Origin of the sequence: Pseudomonas sp. DR48 (assembly GCF_019823085.1) — a bacterium.
Taxonomy (GTDB): Bacteria; Pseudomonadota; Gammaproteobacteria; order Pseudomonadales; family Pseudomonadaceae; genus Aquipseudomonas.
Map to the genome: position 1 here is coordinate 2,521,141 of NZ_CP081946.1, position 16,212 is coordinate 2,537,352.

Annotated in this window: 13 protein-coding genes; 12 read left to right on the forward strand and 1 reads right to left on the reverse strand. The window is 60.5% G+C overall.

The features are described from left to right. Positions 1–1,062 carry a tRNA epoxyqueuosine(34) reductase QueG gene (queG, locus tag K5K95_RS11450; protein WP_222589532.1) on the reverse strand — a complete coding sequence of 354 codons (1,062 nt, stop codon included), beginning with the start codon at positions 1,060–1,062 and terminating at the stop codon, positions 1–3. 63 nt (positions 1,063–1,125) lie between these two features. Here queG and K5K95_RS11455 point away from each other — a divergent pair, with 63 nt between their 5' ends. From K5K95_RS11455 to K5K95_RS11510, 12 genes are all read left to right on the forward strand, one after another. Next, positions 1,126–2,625: an NAD(P)H-hydrate dehydratase gene (locus tag K5K95_RS11455; protein ID WP_222589533.1), complete on the forward strand. Its 1,500-nt coding sequence runs from the start codon at positions 1,126–1,128 to the stop codon at positions 2,623–2,625. Beyond that, positions 2,613–3,083 carry a tRNA (adenosine(37)-N6)-threonylcarbamoyltransferase complex ATPase subunit type 1 TsaE gene (gene tsaE / locus K5K95_RS11460; RefSeq protein WP_222589534.1) on the forward strand — a complete coding sequence of 157 codons (471 nt, stop codon included), beginning with the start codon at positions 2,613–2,615 and terminating at the stop codon, positions 3,081–3,083. Before K5K95_RS11455 ends, tsaE begins: the two co-directional genes overlap by 13 nt. Next, positions 3,084–4,520 carry an N-acetylmuramoyl-L-alanine amidase gene (locus K5K95_RS11465; RefSeq protein WP_405046069.1) on the forward strand — a complete coding sequence of 479 codons (1,437 nt, stop codon included), beginning with the start codon at positions 3,084–3,086 and terminating at the stop codon, positions 4,518–4,520. It abuts the gene before it with no gap. 8 nt (positions 4,521–4,528) lie between these two features. Beyond that, positions 4,529–6,427 (forward strand): DNA mismatch repair endonuclease MutL, encoded by a 1,899-nt coding sequence (gene mutL, locus K5K95_RS11470; RefSeq protein ID WP_222589535.1) that lies wholly within the window; start codon positions 4,529–4,531, stop codon positions 6,425–6,427. Then, positions 6,427–7,398, forward strand: coding sequence for a tRNA (adenosine(37)-N6)-dimethylallyltransferase MiaA (gene miaA / locus K5K95_RS11475; protein WP_222590327.1), 972 nt, complete (start codon positions 6,427–6,429; stop codon positions 7,396–7,398). Before mutL ends, miaA begins: the two co-directional genes overlap by 1 nt. 94 nt (positions 7,399–7,492) lie before the next feature. Next, a complete protein-coding gene (hfq, locus tag K5K95_RS11480; protein WP_007902656.1) occupies positions 7,493–7,753 on the forward strand; it encodes an RNA chaperone Hfq in 261 nt (86 codons plus the stop codon). Positions 7,754–7,765: 12 nt separating this feature from the next. Beyond that, entirely contained in the window at positions 7,766–9,067 is a 1,302-nt protein-coding gene (gene hflX / locus K5K95_RS11485) for a ribosome rescue GTPase HflX (protein ID WP_222589536.1), read from the forward strand. Positions 9,068–9,163: 96 nt separating this feature from the next. Next, positions 9,164–10,333 carry an FtsH protease activity modulator HflK gene (hflK, locus tag K5K95_RS11490; protein ID WP_222589537.1) on the forward strand — a complete coding sequence of 390 codons (1,170 nt, stop codon included), beginning with the start codon at positions 9,164–9,166 and terminating at the stop codon, positions 10,331–10,333. Then, a complete protein-coding gene (gene hflC / locus K5K95_RS11495) occupies positions 10,333–11,202 on the forward strand; it encodes a protease modulator HflC (protein ID WP_059405812.1) in 870 nt (289 codons plus the stop codon). The genes hflK and hflC overlap by 1 nt, the downstream gene beginning before the upstream one ends. Positions 11,203–11,506: 304 nt before the next feature. Further along, a complete protein-coding gene (locus K5K95_RS11500; protein WP_090176247.1) occupies positions 11,507–12,694 on the forward strand; it encodes an ATP phosphoribosyltransferase regulatory subunit in 1,188 nt (395 codons plus the stop codon). 55 nt (positions 12,695–12,749) lie between these two features. Next, positions 12,750–14,042, forward strand: a complete 1,293-nt coding sequence (locus K5K95_RS11505) for an adenylosuccinate synthase (RefSeq protein WP_010464193.1) — start codon at positions 12,750–12,752, stop codon at positions 14,040–14,042. Positions 14,043–14,181: 139 nt separating this feature from the next. Then, positions 14,182–16,116 (forward strand): methyl-accepting chemotaxis protein, encoded by a 1,935-nt coding sequence (locus K5K95_RS11510; protein ID WP_222589538.1) that lies wholly within the window; start codon positions 14,182–14,184, stop codon positions 16,114–16,116. The last annotated feature ends 96 nt before the right edge of the window (positions 16,117–16,212 follow it).

A 16,212-nucleotide genomic window follows, 5' to 3' on the forward strand; every position in this document is an offset into this window, starting at 1 on the left:
TCACAGGCCGTGTTGCTTCAACGCCCATTCGACGTGTTCACGCACCAGCTCTGAAGGATAGTCGCGGCGCGCCTTCAACGCTTCCAACACCGGAATGCTCGACGGCGCGTTCCCCAGGCCCACCGCCAGGTTTCGCAACCAGCGCTCGTAACCCGCCCGGCGCAGCGGAGAACCTTCGGTGCTGCTGAGGAATTTGTCCTCGTCCCACATGAACAGCTCAGCCAGCTCGGCGTTGTCCAGGTTGTGCCGTGGCTTGAAGTCGCTTTCCCCGGACGGACGGGCGAAACGGTTCCACGGGCAGACGATCTGGCAGTCATCGCAGCCGAACACCCGATTGCCAATCAGCGGGCGCAAATCTTCCGGGATCGCGCTTTTGAGTTCGATGGTCAGGTACGAGATGCAGCGCCGGGCGTCCAGTACATAGGGGCCGACGAAGGCGTTGGTCGGACAGATGTCCAGGCACGCGGTGCAGCGGCCGCAATGCTCGGTGCTGTGTGGCGGGTCGACCGGCAGCGGCAAATCGACAAAGAGTTCGGCGAGGAAGAAATAACTGCCGGCCTTGCGGTTCAAGACCAGGGTGTTTTTGCCGATCCAGCCAAGACCGGCCTGTTCGGCGATGGCTTTTTCCAACACTGGAGCGCTGTCGACAAAGGCGCGGTAACCGAAGGGCCCGATCACCGCCTGAATTTTTTCGGCCAGTTGTTGCACGCGTTTACGGATCAATTTGTGGTAATCGCGGCCCAAGGCATAACGCGAGACGTAGGCTTTTTCAGGTTGAGTCAGGCGTTTGGCCATTTCGGTGTCGCCCGGCAGATAGTCCATGCGCAGGGATACGACTCGAAGTGTGCCGGGAACCAACTCTTGCGGGTGTGAGCGTTTGCTGCCGTGAGCGCCCATGTAATCCATTTCGCCGTGGTAGCCGGCCGCGAGCCAGCGTTCCAGGTGCTGTTCGTGCTCGGCGAGATCCAGGCCGCTGATGCCGACTTGCTGAAAGCCCAGCTCGCGGCCCCAGTCCTTGATGGATTGGGCGAGGGCGGGGAGGTCTGTGTTAATAGCAGGCATGAGGCGAGAGAAACCGGAGCTGAGGTGCGTATAATTCTGCCAGACATCGGAGCCCGAAGACGCATGCCGCACACTAAAGATGATTTACCCGACGCGCTGTACAGCGCCGCGCAAGTGCGAGCCCTCGACGCGAGCCTGATCGCGGCCGGTACGCCGGGCTTCGAATTGATGCAGAGTGCTGCCCGGGCGACCTGGCGGGCGCTGGTCCGTCATTGGCCGACGGCGAACGAATTAACGGTCGTGGCCGGTCGCGGTAACAACGCCGGCGACGGTTATCTGGTGGCGGTGCTGGCCCGGCGTGCCGGCTGGCATGTGCGGGTGTTGGCGGCGGGCGATCCCCAGCATTTGCAGGGCGATGCGGCGCTGGCTCACGCCGAGGCTGTTTCGGAAGGCATTGCCGTGCAAGCCTGGGGCCCGCACTCCGAGCTGCGTGGTGTGGTGTTGGACGCCTTGCTCGGCACCGGTCTGACCGGCGAGGTGCGAGAGCCCTATGCCAGCGCAATCACAGCGATCAATGCCAGTGGCTTGCCCGTCGCAGCGGTGGATATTCCTTCCGGACTGAGTGCCGATACCGGGCGCGTACTCGGCGTGGCCATTCGTGCTGATCTGACCGTGACCTTCATTGGCTTGAAGCTGGGGCTGTTTACCGGTGACGCGGCTGATGTGGTGGGGGAGCTGGTTTTCAATGATCTGCAAGCGAGCACCGAGACCATCAGTGGGGTCGCTGTCAGCGCTTGCCGTCTGTCGGCCGGTAACCTGCCGCGTCTGGCGAGCCGTGCGCCGACGTCTCACAAAGGCAAATTCGGCCATGTTTTGCTGATTGGCGGTGACCGTGGCTTGGGTGGCGCGATCCTGCTGAGTTCGCAAAGTGCCCTGCGCAGCGGTGCAGGCATGGTGTCCGTGGCCACGCGCAGTGAACATGTTCCGGCGGCGTTGGCGAGACTCCCTGAGGTGATGGTACTCGGGGTTTCGTCGGCCAATCAGCTAATGGGACTGCTGCAAAAGGTTTCCGTACTGGTGGTCGGCCCGGGCCTGGGCCAGACTTCCTGGGGGCGCAGCCTATTGTCGGCGGCAGCCAATGCACCGTTGCCGCAAGTCTGGGATGCCGACGCGCTGAATCTGCTGGCACAAGGGCAGGTGAGCTTGCCCAAGGACTGCGTGATCACGCCGCATCCGGGGGAAGCGGCGCGGTTGTTGGGGATAAGCACCGCCGAGGTTCAGGCCGATCGGCCGGCCGCGGCCCATGCATTGAGCAAAAAATATACAGCGGTAGTGATTTTGAAAGGCGCTGGCAGTCTAGTCGCCAGTCCTGACGGGCGTCTGGCGGTGTGTCATCAGGGCCATCCGGCGATGGCTGCCGCTGGTTTGGGCGACGTGCTGGCCGGTCTGGTCGGCGCGTTGCTGGCCCAAGGCATGGACGCCTTCGATGCTGCCTGCCTGGCAGTCTGGTTACACGCCAATGCCGGCGCGCAAGTCGGTAAATCGGGCCGTGGGCTGGCGGCCAGTGATCTGATTCCGGCCATTCGTCAGTTGTTGGAGGAGCAAGCACCGTGTCTGAAGTAACCCTGTATCTGGCTGATGAAGAGGCGATGACCGCATTTGGCGAACGCATTGCAAAAACCACCCAAGGGCACGGTCTGATTTTTCTGGAAGGGGATCTGGGGGCGGGGAAAACCACGCTTTCACGGGGCATCATCCGTGGCCTGGGGCATGTCGGGGCGGTAAAGAGTCCGACGTTCACCCTGGTCGAGCCCTACGAAATCGGCGACATCCGGGCCTTCCATTTCGACCTCTATCGATTGGTCGACCCTGAGGAACTGGAGTACCTGGGCATCCGCGATTATTTCGAAGACGATGCGCTTTGTCTGATCGAATGGCCCCAGAAGGGTGCAGGCTTTTTGCCAAAGCCCGACCTGACCATTACCATTAGCCCGCAAGACAGCGGGCGTTCGCTGAAAATTTTGTCCCAAGGCTCGCGTGGCGAGTCCTGGTGTGCCGCTTTGGCATTGGAAACCAATTAAATGATGGGGTTAGGTATGCGCTTTCGCGCGATGGTAGCTGCCGTAGGAGTGTTGTTTTTGGCGGTGACCGTCGACGCTGTGGCCGAGACAAAGGTCAACAGCGTTCGCCTGTGGCGGGCTCCGGACAACACACGGTTGGTGTTCGACCTGACGGGGCCGGTGCAACACAGCGTATTCACTTTGAGCGCCCCGGACCGGCTGGTCATCGATATCAATGGCGCGACCCTTGCGGCGCCGCTGAAGCTCAACACCTCGAACACCCCGATCACCGCCATGCGTTCGGCCCAGCGCACGCCGACGGACCTGCGGGTGGTCATCGACCTGAAAAAAGCCGTCACCCCGAAAAGTTTTACCTTGGCGCCAAACGCCCAATACGGCAATCGCCTGGTGGTCGACCTGTTCGATAGCGCCGACGCCGCCGCGCCGATTCCCGTGCAGACCAACGTTGCGACGGTAGCGCCGGTTCCGGTGACTCCGGTGACTCCGACGGAGCCGGCAGTGAAGCTGCCGCCCGCGCCGGCTGGCAAACGCGACATTATGGTGGTGATCGACGCCGGCCACGGTGGTGAAGACCCGGGGGCCTCAGGCTCTCGCGGCCAGAAGGAAAAAGACGTGGTATTGGCCATCGCCCGTGAATTGCAGCGTCAAGTCAACGGCATGAAAGGCTTCCGCGCAGAACTGACCCGCACCGGTGACTACTTCATCCCGTTGCGCGGCCGTACCGAAATCGCCCGCAAGAAGGGCGCTGACCTGTTCGTTTCGATCCACGCCGACGCCGCGCCTTCGGCTGCTGCCTTTGGTGCATCGGTGTTCGCCTTGTCCGATCGCGGCGCAACGTCGGAGACCGCCCGTTGGCTGGCCGACAGCGAAAACCGTTCCGACTTGATCGGCGGCGCCGGCAACGTCAGTCTCGACGACAAGGACCGCATGCTTGCGGGCGTGTTGCTGGACTTGTCGATGACCGCTTCCCTGACCTCCAGCCTGAACGTTGGCCAGAAGGTTCTGAGCAACATTGGCCGGGTCACGCCGTTGCACAAGCAGCGTGTGGAACAGGCCGGGTTCATGGTGCTGAAGTCGCCGGACATTCCATCGATCCTGGTCGAAACCGGGTTCATCTCCAATGCCAACGAAGCGTCAAAGCTGGCGGCAGCGAATCACCAGCAGGCGCTGGCGCGTTCGATCAGCAGTGGTGTGCGTCAGTTCTTCCAGCAGAATCCGCCGCCGGGCACTTACATCGCCTGGCTGCGTGACTCCGGGAAAATCGTGCAAGGCCCTCGCGATCACCGGGTGAGCCCGGGCGAGACGCTGGCGATGATCGCCGTGCGTTATCAGGTATCGCCGGCCACATTGCGCAGCGCCAACAACCTGCAAAGCGATGAGCTGAAAATCGGTCAGACCTTGACCATTCCCGGTACCGAACTGGCGGCCAAGGAATGAATCAGGTGGTGACTCAGGCAGCTCGCATCGAGCTGCTCAGCCCAAGGCTGGCGAACCAGATTGCCGCGGGTGAGGTGGTTGAGCGCCCGGCGTCGGTCATCAAGGAACTGCTGGAAAACAGCCTCGACTCCGGTGCCCGGCGCATCGATGTGGACGTGGAGCAGGGCGGCGTCAAGTTGCTGCGGGTTCGTGACGATGGCAGTGGCATTTCTGCCGATGATTTGCCGTTGGCCCTGGCGCGACACGCCACCAGCAAGATTCGTAATCTCGAAGACCTCGAGCAAGTCATGAGCCTCGGGTTTCGTGGTGAGGCCCTCGCTTCGATCAGCTCCGTTGCGCGCCTGACGCTGACATCCCGCACCAAGGATGCCGATCAGGCCTGGCAGGTCGAGACCGAAGGCCGGGACATGGCGCCTCGGGTGCAACCGGCCGCCCATCCGGTGGGTACCTCGGTCGAAGTGCGCGACCTGTTCTTCAACACACCGGCGCGGCGCAAATTCCTCAAGACTGAAAAAACCGAATTCGATCACCTGCAAGAAGTGATCAAGCGCTTGGCGTTGGCGCGTTTCGACGTGGCGTTCCATTTGCGCCACAACGGCAAGACCATCCTCAGCCTGCATGAAGCCCATGACGACGCGGCCCGCGCCCGGCGTGTGGCGGCCATCTGCGGTTCCGGTTTCCTCGAGCAGGCACTGCCGATCGAAATCGAGCGCAATGGCCTGCATTTGTGGGGGTGGGTCGGGTTGCCGACGTTCAACCGCAGCCAGGCGGACTTGCAGTATTTCTTCGTCAATGGCCGTGCGGTCCGCGACAAGCTGGTGGCCCACGCGGTACGCCAGGCCTATCGCGACGTGCTGTTCAACGGCCGGCACCCGACATTCGTGCTGTTTTTCGAAGTCGATCCGGCGGGTGTCGACGTCAACGTCCACCCGACCAAACACGAAGTGCGCTTCCGTGACGGGCGCATGGTCCACGATTTCCTCTATGGCACCTTGCACCGTGCCTTGGGCGATGTGCGGCCGGAAGATCATTTGGCCAGCCCGGTGGCGACCGCCATTGTGCGACCCACCGGCATCGATGCTGGCGAATTCGGTCCGCAGGGCGAAATGCGCCTGGCGGCCAATGCCTTGCTGGAACAGCCTCAGGCGCAGCCGTCGTTCAATACGCCGGCGGGCTCGGGCGCAGGCGCGGGTTATCAATATCAATACACCCCGCGGCCTCAGTCCGGTGTCCCGGTGGCTGAAGCGCAGGCTGCGTACCGTGAATTTTTTGCACCGCTGCCAGAAGCCAACGCCGTCGCATTACCGGCCGGACAGGACGATATCCCGCCGCTGGGTTATGCGCTGGCGCAGCTCAAAGGTATCTACATTCTTTCGGAAAACGCCCAGGGCCTGGTGCTGGTGGACATGCACGCCGCCCACGAGCGGATCATGTACGAACGCCTGAAAGTCGCCATGGCCAGTGAAGGGCTGAGTGGCCAACCATTGCTGGTTCCGGAATCTCTGGCGGTTAGCCAGCGCGAAGCCGATTGCGCCGAAGAAAACGTCGCGTGGTTCCAGCGCCTGGGCTTTGAGCTGCAGCGCCTGGGCCCGGAAACACTGGCCATCCGGCAAATCCCCGCGTTGCTGAAACAAGCCGAGGCCAACCGCCTGGTTAGCGATGTCCTGGCGGATTTGATGGAATACGGCACCAGCGACCGGATTCAGGCGCACCTGAACGAACTGCTCGGCACGATGGCCTGTCACGGCGCGATTCGGGCGAATCGGCGCCTGGCGCTGCCGGAAATGAACGGTCTGCTGCGCGACATGGAAAACACCGAGCGCAGCGGTCAATGCAACCATGGCCGACCGACCTGGACCCAACTGGGGCTGGACGATCTGGACAAACTGTTTTTGCGCGGTCGTTGATGAGCCAGCTCCCTCCTGCGATTTTCCTGATGGGCCCGACTGCCGCCGGCAAGACCGACCTGGCCATCGAACTCACCAAAGTCCTGCCTTGCGAACTGATCAGTGTCGATTCAGCGCTGGTTTACCGCGGCATGGACATCGGCACCGCCAAGCCTTCCAAAGAACTGTTGGCCGAATTCCCACACCGTCTGATCGATATTCTCGACCCGGCGGAGAGTTATTCGGCAGCGGATTTTCGTCGTGATGCCCTGGAAGCAATGGCCGAAATCACCGCGCGGGGTAAAATTCCGCTGCTGGTAGGCGGCACAATGCTCTATTACAAGGCTTTGGTTGAAGGCCTGGCGGACATGCCGGCGGCTGATCCCGATGTTCGGGCGCAGATCGAAGAAGAGGCTGCACGCCTTGGCTGGCCTGCGCTGCACGAACAATTGGCGGTCATTGACCCGGTATCTGCAGCGCGTATTCATCCGAACGATCCCCAGCGGCTCAGTCGAGCACTGGAAGTTTATCGTGTCAGTGGTCAGAGCATGACTGAGCTCAGGTTGCGACAATCTGCTCAAAGTACTGAAGCAGCCGCTTCGGGACTGCAACAATTGCCCTATACTGTCGCGAACTTGGCTATTGCTCCGGCAAATCGCCAAGTACTGCACGAGCGAATTAAACAAAGATTCACGAACATGTTGGAACAGGGATTCATTGACGAGGTCGTAGCCCTGCGTAAACGCAGTGACCTGCATTCAGGGTTGCCGTCTATACGTGCGGTAGGCTACCGACAAGTCTGGGACTACCTGGATGGCAAGCTGACGCAAGCCGAGATGCAGGAGCGTGGAATCATTGCCACGCGCCAATTGGCAAAGCGCCAGTTCACCTGGCTGCGCAGCTGGGCTGATTTACACTGGTTGGACAGCCTGGATTGCGACAATCTGCCGCGCGCCTTGAAATACCTGGGGACCATCTCCATATTGAGCTGAGTCCTTGCAATTGCCGTCTATCCTTGGGGGTGTGACGGCCACAAGCCATCTGTTTACCTATTTTTTATATTGAATCCTTAAAGGAGTGCGGCACATGTCAAAAGGGCATTCGCTACAAGACCCTTACTTGAATACTTTACGTAAAGAGAAAGTTGGGGTGTCCATCTACCTGGTCAACGGGATCAAACTGCAAGGCACGATCGAGTCTTTCGACCAGTTCGTTATCCTGCTGAAAAACACCGTCAGCCAGATGGTTTACAAACACGCTATCTCTACAGTGGTGCCGGTTCGTCCAATTCGTCTGCCTAGCGCAACCGAATCCGAAGCAGGTGACGCTGAGCCAGGTAACGCCTGATAGGAGTCTCCTTTGTTCTTTGAGCGCCACGGTGGTGGTGAGCGAGTAATCCTCGTTCACTTGGATGGACAGGACCCTGAGGCGCGCGAAGATCCGCAGGAGTTTCAGGAATTGGCTAATTCGGCCGGCGCCGAGACCGTTGCGTTTTTTAACGTGCCGCGTCATCGGCCAACCGCCAAATTCCTGATTGGCAGCGGCAAGGTCGAGGAGCTGCGCGACCTGGTCCATGCCGAAAAGGCAGATCTGGTGATCTTCAATCACATCCTCACGCCCAGTCAGGAACGTAACCTCGAACGTGTTTTCGAGTGTCGCGTGATCGACCGTACCGGTCTGATTCTCGATATTTTCGCCCAGCGCGCCCGTACCCATGAAGGCAAGCTCCAGGTAGAACTGGCCCAGCTTGATCACATGAGCACCCGGCTGGTTCGTGGCTGGACTCACCTTGAGCGTCAGGGTGGCGGTATCGGTATGCGCGGCCCGGGTGAAACCCAGCTGGAAACCGACCGCCGCTTGCTGCGGGTTCGCCTGAGACAGATCAAGGGCCGGCTGGAAAAAGTGCGCAGCCAGCGCGAACAGTCGCGACGCGGCCGTTCGCGTGCGGACATTCCTACCGTGTCCCTGGTGGGGTACACCAACGCCGGCAAATCCACGCTCTTCAATAACGTGACGAAATCCGACGTGTACGCGGCTGACCAGTTGTTTGCCACGCTGGACCCGACCTTGCGCCGTCTGGAAATCGACGACCTGGGGCCGATCGTCCTGGCCGACACTGTGGGTTTCATACGTCACTTGCCCCACAAACTGGTCGAGGCGTTTCGGTCTACGCTCGAAGAGTCGAGCAACTCCGACCTGCTGCTGCACGTGATCGATGCGGCCGAACCGGATCGCATGTTGCAGATCGAGCAGGTGATGGTGGTGCTGGGCGAGATCGGTGCCCAGGACTTGCCGATCCTCGAGGTATACAACAAACTCGATTTGCTTGAGGGTGTTGAGCCGCAAATCCAGCGCGATGCCGATGGCAAGCCGCTGCGGGTCTGGTTGTCGGCCAAGGACGGTACAGGTCTGGACTTGCTCAAGCAGGCCGTGGCCGAACTGCTCGGCAATGATTTGTTTGTTGGCACCTTGCGCTTGCCGCAACGTTTTGCTCGACTGCGTGCGCAGTTTTTCGAAGCCGGTGCGGTACAGAAAGAAGAACACGACGAAGAAGGCGTCTGCCTGCTGGCCGTTCGTTTGCCACGAATCGAGTTGAATCGACTGGTGAGCCGCGAAGGATTGCAGCCGACGGACTTCATCGAGCAACACACTTTGCAATAAAAGCCTGAGAAAGCGGTTGTGCCGTGGTGACAGGCATTCTGTAGCATTGGTCGGCGCGCCGTGGGTGCGTCTTTGCTTTATCAGATGGAGAGCGCTATGGCTTGGAATGAGCCGGGTGGCAACTCGAATAATCAGGATCCTTGGGGTGGCAAGCGCCGCAATAACGGCGACCGCAAGGGACCACCGGATCTCGACGAGGCCTTCCGAAAGCTGCAGGAAAGCCTGAACGGGTTGTTCGGTGGTGGTAAGAAACGCGGTGATGACGGCGGTGGTCCGGGCAGGAGTGGTGGCTTCGGCGGCCTGCTCGGCATCGGCCTTGTCGTGCTGGCGGCTATTTGGCTGTACAGCGCAGTCTATGTAGTCGACGAGCAGGAGCAAGCCGTGGTGCTGCGCTTCGGCAAGTACTACGAGACGGTTGGTCCTGGCCTGAACATCTACTTCCCGCCGATCGATCACAAGTACCTGGAAAACGTCACGCGTGAGCGTGCCTATACCAAGCAGGGTCAAATGCTGACTGAAGACGAGAACATCGTCGAAGTGCCGTTGACCGTGCAGTACAAGATCAGCAACCTGCAGGATTTCGTGCTGAGCGTCGATCAGCCGGAAATCAGCCTGCAGCACGCGACCGAAAGTGCATTGCGCCATGTCGTGGGTTCCACGGCGATGGACCAGGTGCTGACCGAAGGTCGTGAATTGATGGCCAGCGAAATCAAGGAGCGTCTGCAGCGCTTCATGGATACCTATCGCACCGGCATCACTGTCACCCAGGTCAACGTACAGAGCGCAGCTGCACCGCGTGAAGTACAGGAAGCCTTCGATGACGTGATCCGTGCCCGTGAAGACGAGCAGCGTTCGCGTAACCAGGCTGAAACCTATGCCAACGGTGTCGTGCCGGAAGCCCGCGGTCAGGCCCAGCGCATCCTTGAAGATGCCAACGGTTACCGTGACGAAACGGTATCGCGCGCCAAGGGTGAAGCGGATCGCTTTACCAAGTTGGTCGCCGAATATCGCAAGGCGCCTGAAGTCACCCGCGAGCGTCTGTACCTGGACACCATGCAGGAAGTCTTCAGCAATACCAGCAAGGTTCTCGTGACCGGCAACAAGAATGGCCAGAGCAATCTGCTGTACTTGCCGCTGGACAAGATGGTCGAAAGTGGTCGCAACACCAGCACTCCGGTGACCGGTGCGGCAGCTACCAGCAATGAAGCGAATGTGCGTTCGGCAGCTGATCTGCAGCAGCCGGCACGTACCAGGGAGAGTCGCTGATGAGCAATAAATCGCTGATCGCCCTTATTGTCGGCGTCGTCGTGGCGATCGCAGCCTGGAACTGCTTCTACATCGTGGCTCAGACCGAGCGTGCGGTGCTGCTGCAGTTCGGTCGCGTGGTTCAGGCTGACGTTCAACCAGGGTTGCACGTGAAAGTGCCTTACGTTAACCAGGTGCGTAAATTCGACGCACGCCTGATGACGCTGGACGCACCGACACAACGCTTCCTGACGCTGGAAAAGAAAGCCGTCATGGTCGATGCCTACGCCAAGTGGCGCGTGAAAGATGCCGAGCGCTTCTACACCGCGACCTCCGGCCTCAAGCAGATTGCTGACGAACGTCTTTCCCGTCGTCTGGAATCGGGCCTGCGTGACCAGTTCGGCAAGCGTACGCTGCATGAAGTGGTATCCGGTGAGCGCGATGCGCTGATGACCGATATCACTGCATCGTTGAACAAGATGGCCGAAAAAGAGCTGGGCATTGAAGTAGTCGATGTCCGGGTCAAGGCGATCGACCTGCCGAAGGAAGTGAACCGCAGCGTGTTCGAGCGCATGAGTTCCGAGCGTGAGCGTGAAGCTCGCGAGCACCGCGCCAAGGGTAACGAGCTGGCAGAAGGCATCCGTGCCGACGCCGATCGTCAACGCCGCGTGCTGCTGGCTGAAGCCTATCGTGAATCCGAAGAGGTTCGCGGTGACGGTGATGCCCAGGCCGCTGCAATCTACTCCAAGGCTTACGGCCAGGATCAGGAGTTCTACGGTTTCTATCGTAGCCTGCGCGCCTACCGTGAAAGCTTCGCGAACAAATCCGACGTCATGGTCCTGGACCCAAGCAGTGACTTCTTCCGTTACCTGGAAAAAGCCAAGCCTTGATACGACGTTGACCTGAATCATCCCCCGCCTGGCGGCTAAAGCCTCGGGCGGGGTGATCCTTTGGGAAAACGTGTGTATGATGCGGCAGCCGGGAAATTCCCGGCTTTTTTGCGTCTGCACGTTTGATTGCTGTTTTTTGTTTTATGCAGGCACGACGGTTTTTCGAGGAAAGTGGTGGGCGAAGCCGGTTCCAGGCTTTTCGCCACGTTGTTTATGCGCGTTGTTTGCACATGGGCCGATCATTTTCTGCTTCACTCAAGGCTCGCCCAACGGCTTGCCGCCCGGATCATAGGGGAATGGCGTAATGGCAACGGTAGACCGCTGGCTGCTGCCAGATGGCATCGAAGAAGTACTGCCACCAGAAGCCGCGCGTATTGAAGTCGCGCGTCGTCAGGTGTTGGATCTGTTCCAGAGCTGGGGTTACGAGTTTGTCGTGACTCCCCATATCGAGTACCTGGAATCCCTGCTGACCGGTGCGGGTTCGGATCTCGATCTGCGTACCTTCAAGGTCATCGACCCGCAATCGGGCCGGCAGATGGGTTTCCGTGCCGACATCACGCCGCAAGTGGCGCGCATCGATGCGCACACCCTGCGTCGCGAAGGCCCGAGTCGCCTGTGCTATGCCGGTAGCGTGTTGCATGCTCAGCCGCGCGCCCTTTCGTCCTCGCGCAGCCCGATTCAACTGGGCGCCGAGTTGTACGGCGATGCCAGCCCGAGCAGCGACGTGGAAGTCATCAGCCTGATGCTGGCCATGCTGCAACTGGCCGATGTGCCGGATGTGCACATGGACCTCGGTCATGTGGGGATCTACCGCGGCCTGGCCCGCGCCGCTGGTTTGTCCGGTGAAGTCGAGCAGCAGTTGTTCGATGCGTTGCAACGTAAAGCCATCGACGAGGTCATTACCTTGACCGAAGGCTTGCCTGCCGATCTGTCGGGCATGTTGCGAGCGTTGGTCGACCTGTGTGGCGGTCGTGAAGTATTGAGTGCTGCCCGTGAACGTCTGGCGGGTGCGCCGGCGCCGGTGTTGGCAGCGCTGGATGATTTGCTGGCGATTGCCGAGCGTCTTTCGGTGCGCTTCCCTGAGTTGCCGCTGTATTTCGACCTTGGTGAGTTGCGCGGTTATCACTACCACACCGGTGTGGTGTTCGCGGTGTTCGTGCCGGGTGTTGGCCAGTCCATTGCCCAGGGCGGTCGTTACGACGACATCGGCGCCGACTTCGGTCGCGCGCGTCCGGCTACCGGATTTTCCACCGATTTAAAAACCCTGGTGACCCTGGGGCGTGCTGAGATCAAGTTACCGTCTGGCGGTATCTGGATGCCTGACAGTACGGATGCGGCACTCTGGCAGCAGGTTTGCCAGTTGCGCAGTGAGGGTCAGCGTGTCGTTCAGGCATTGCCTGGGCAACCTTTGGCCGCCGCCCGTGAAGCGGACTGCGACCGGCAATTGATTCAGCAGAACGGGCTTTGGCAAGTATTGCCGCTGGCTTCTTGAGTTTTCCTGCCGGCTCGCCGCCGGCACCAAGTTTGCGCGAATGAGGACAAGTGTTATGGGTAAGAATGTCGTAGTCCTGGGCACCCAATGGGGTGATGAGGGCAAAGGCAAGATCGTTGATCTGCTGACCGAACATGCTGCCGCCGTAGTGCGCTACCAGGGTGGCCACAACGCTGGTCACACGCTGGTGATCGACGGCGAGAAAACCGTCTTGCACCTGATCCCGTCGGGCGTGCTGCGCGAAGGCGTTCAGTGCCTGATCGGCAACGGCGTGGTGGTTGCACCCGACGCTCTGCTGCGGGAAATCATCAAGCTGGAAGAGAAAGGCGTACCGGTGCGTGAGCGCCTGCGTATCAGCCCGTCCTGCCCGCTGATCCTGTCCTATCACGTCGCGCTGGACCAGGCCCGTGAAAAGGCCCGTGGCGAGCTGAAGATCGGTACTACCGGTCGCGGCATCGGCCCGGCATACGAAGACAAGGTTGCACGTCGTGGCCTGCGCATCGGTGACCTGTTCCATCGTGAGCGTTTCGCCGCCAAGCTGGGCGAGTTGCTGGATTACCACAACTTCGTGCTGGTCAATTACTACAAAGAGCCGGCCATTGACTTCCAGAAAACTCTTGATGAGTGCATGGAATACGCCGAGCTGCTCAAGCCGATGATGCTCGACGTTACCGCTGAGCTGCACGAGCTGCGTCGCGCTGGCAAAGACATCATGTTCGAAGGCGCCCAAGGCTCCCTGCTGGACATCGACCACGGTACCTATCCGTACGTCACCAGCTCCAACACCACTGCAGGCGGCATCGCCACCGGTTCGGGTTTTGGCCCGATGTACCTGGATTACATCCTGGGCATCACCAAGGCCTACACCACTCGCGTTGGTTCGGGTCCTTTCCCGACTGAGCTGTTCGACGACGTCGGTGCATTCCTGGCCAAGCGTGGCCACGAGTTCGGTGCGACCACCGGCCGTGCCCGTCGTTGCGGCTGGTTCGATGCCGTCATCCTGCGTCGTGCCATCGACGTCAACAGCATCTCGGGTCTGTGCCTGACCAAGCTGGACGTGCTGGACGGCCTGGAAACCATCAACATCTGTGTTGGTTACAAGAACCAGGATGGTGCAGTGATCGACGCACCGACTGACGCCGACAGCTACATCGGCCTGGAGCCGGTGTACGAAGAGATGCCGGGCTGGACCGAATCCACCGTCGGTGCCAAGACGCTGGAAGAGCTGCCGCAAGCTGCTCGCAACTACATCAAACGCGTTGAAGAGTTGGTCGGTGCGCCGATCGACATTATTTCGACGGGGCCGGACCGCAACGAAACCATCGTTCTGCGTCATCCGTTCGCTTAATAAGTCGTTGATGTAAAACGCAAAGGCCCCTTAATCGGGGCCTTTGTCGTTTATGCCCGTTGGGCGGCACGACCTTTGCTGTAATTATGCCTTCTGGCGTGCCATCAATTTAATGGCGTCAAAGCAGAGGGATAATCCCGTGTCAGCCATTCTCTCACTGTTACAAAGCCGTCTTCTGCGGCCCGTGTTCGTTACCCTTGGTATCGCCCTTTTGGTGCAAGTGCTGGTTGCCGTCGCTCTGACCCGGAGCACAGTCACCGCGCTGGAGGCCGATCTAGGCGTGCGCCTGGGTGCTGACAGTCAAAAACTCTCCGGTGAGCTGGAGCAAGCGGGGCGTGAAGTCACGTCGAGCCTGGACAGCCTTTCGACCAATACCCGTCAGCGACTCACCGCCGGCCTGTCCTCGCGTCTGAAGGACGAGCAGGCGCAATTGCGTGGGACATTGGAAAAAGACCTGAAGGACTCCGCCAATGATATGGCGCAGCTTCTGGCCTCGGTCGCACCCCGCGCCATGTGGGACAGCGACGTTCCAACCCTGTCCGAATTCGCCCGTCGGGCCCAGCGTAATCCCAACGTGTTGTTCGTGATCTACGACGACGCCACCGGCCAGCACCTGACACGCTATTTGAATCGCGAGAACCCGATCAACAAAGCGCTTCTGGAGAAAGGCCAAGGCGAGCGTGCCTTGGACAAAGTGCTGGATGCGGCGAAGAGCGATCCGTCGGTCTACTACATCGAAGCCTCGATCAGCCCCAATGGCGTGGAAATCGGCAAGGTCTTGATGGGTGTATCTACCGCTTCGGTGGAAGTCGATCTGGCTGCCCTGGACAAGCGCTTCAGCGCGCTGATCGCCAGCAGTGATCAACTGGTCGGCGATAGCCTCAAAGGCGCGGCGGCTGATAGTGCCGCGGCGATGGGCGCGCGTCTGAAGTCGGCGCAGTCCACGGCCTCTGAAATGCAGGCCAATACCACCAGTACCGTGCAGCAAGCGGCGGGCACTTTGCGCTGGCGCATCGGTATGGGCCTGGCGTTGGTCGGTTGCGGCGTGCTGCTGTTGCTGGCTGTGGTGCTGGGGCGTCGAGTGGTCAATCGCTTGAAGATGCTGATCAGCGCCATGGATGATCTGGCGGCGGGCGAGGGTGACCTGACCAAGCGTGTGCAAATCAACAGCAAGGACGAAATCGGCGACATGGCCTCGGCGGTCAATCGCTTCGTCGACAAGTTGCAGCCGATTGTGCGCGAAGCGGGCGATGTGGCTCAGCGCACCGGCGTCGAAATTGGCGCCATGACCCTGCGCAATGCCGGTGCCGATAAAGCGGCCGGCATGCAGCGCGATGAAGTGGCCGAGAGCCTGCGCGCGTTGTCGCAGATGGCCGATGAAGCCCAGTCTGAAAGCCATGCCATGCAGGCGGCCTTGCAGCAAGTGGTGGACATTCGTTCGGCCACGGATGAAAACACCCGGACGTCGGCGAAGGTCGGCAGCCTGATCGAGGCGTTGGCCGGTCAGGTCGATACCGGGGCGAAAGTCATCGAGCGGCTGGCGCAGCAGAGTGAGCAGATTGAAGTGGTGCTGACGGTGATCCACGGGATCGCCGAGCAGACCAACTTGCTGGCGCTGAACGCCGCCATCGAAGCGGCGCGAGCGGGTGAGACCGGTCGTGGCTTTGCGGTGGTGGCGGATGAAGTGCGGGCGCTGGCGAGCAAGACCCAGAGCTCCACCGGCGACATCCAGGCGCACATCGTGGCCTTGCAGCAAGGGGCGCGTGAGGCGGTGGCAGCGATTGGCCAGGCCGGGCGTCAGGCCAGTGAAGGTTTGCTGGTGCTGCGTGACAGTGCGCGGTTGCAGCAATCGGTGCAGGCATCGGTCGAGCAGGTGCATGCGGCGATTGGTCTGGCGACTCAGGCTGCGGCGCATCAGGCGCAAGGCGCGCAGGCTGTGCGGGGGCGGGTCGAGACCATTCATGCTCAGGCTGAGAAAGCGGCACAGGCGGTGGTGGAAACCACGGCCAGCGGCAAAGTGCTGGATGGCTTGGCGGCGCAGTTGAAGGCGAGCCTGGGGCAGTTCAGGGCTTAAGATTCATATTGCTGCGTCAGAAGTCATCGCGAGCAAGCTCGCTCCCACATTGGAATGCGTTCCCCTGTGGGAGCGGGCTTGCTCGAGATAGCGATC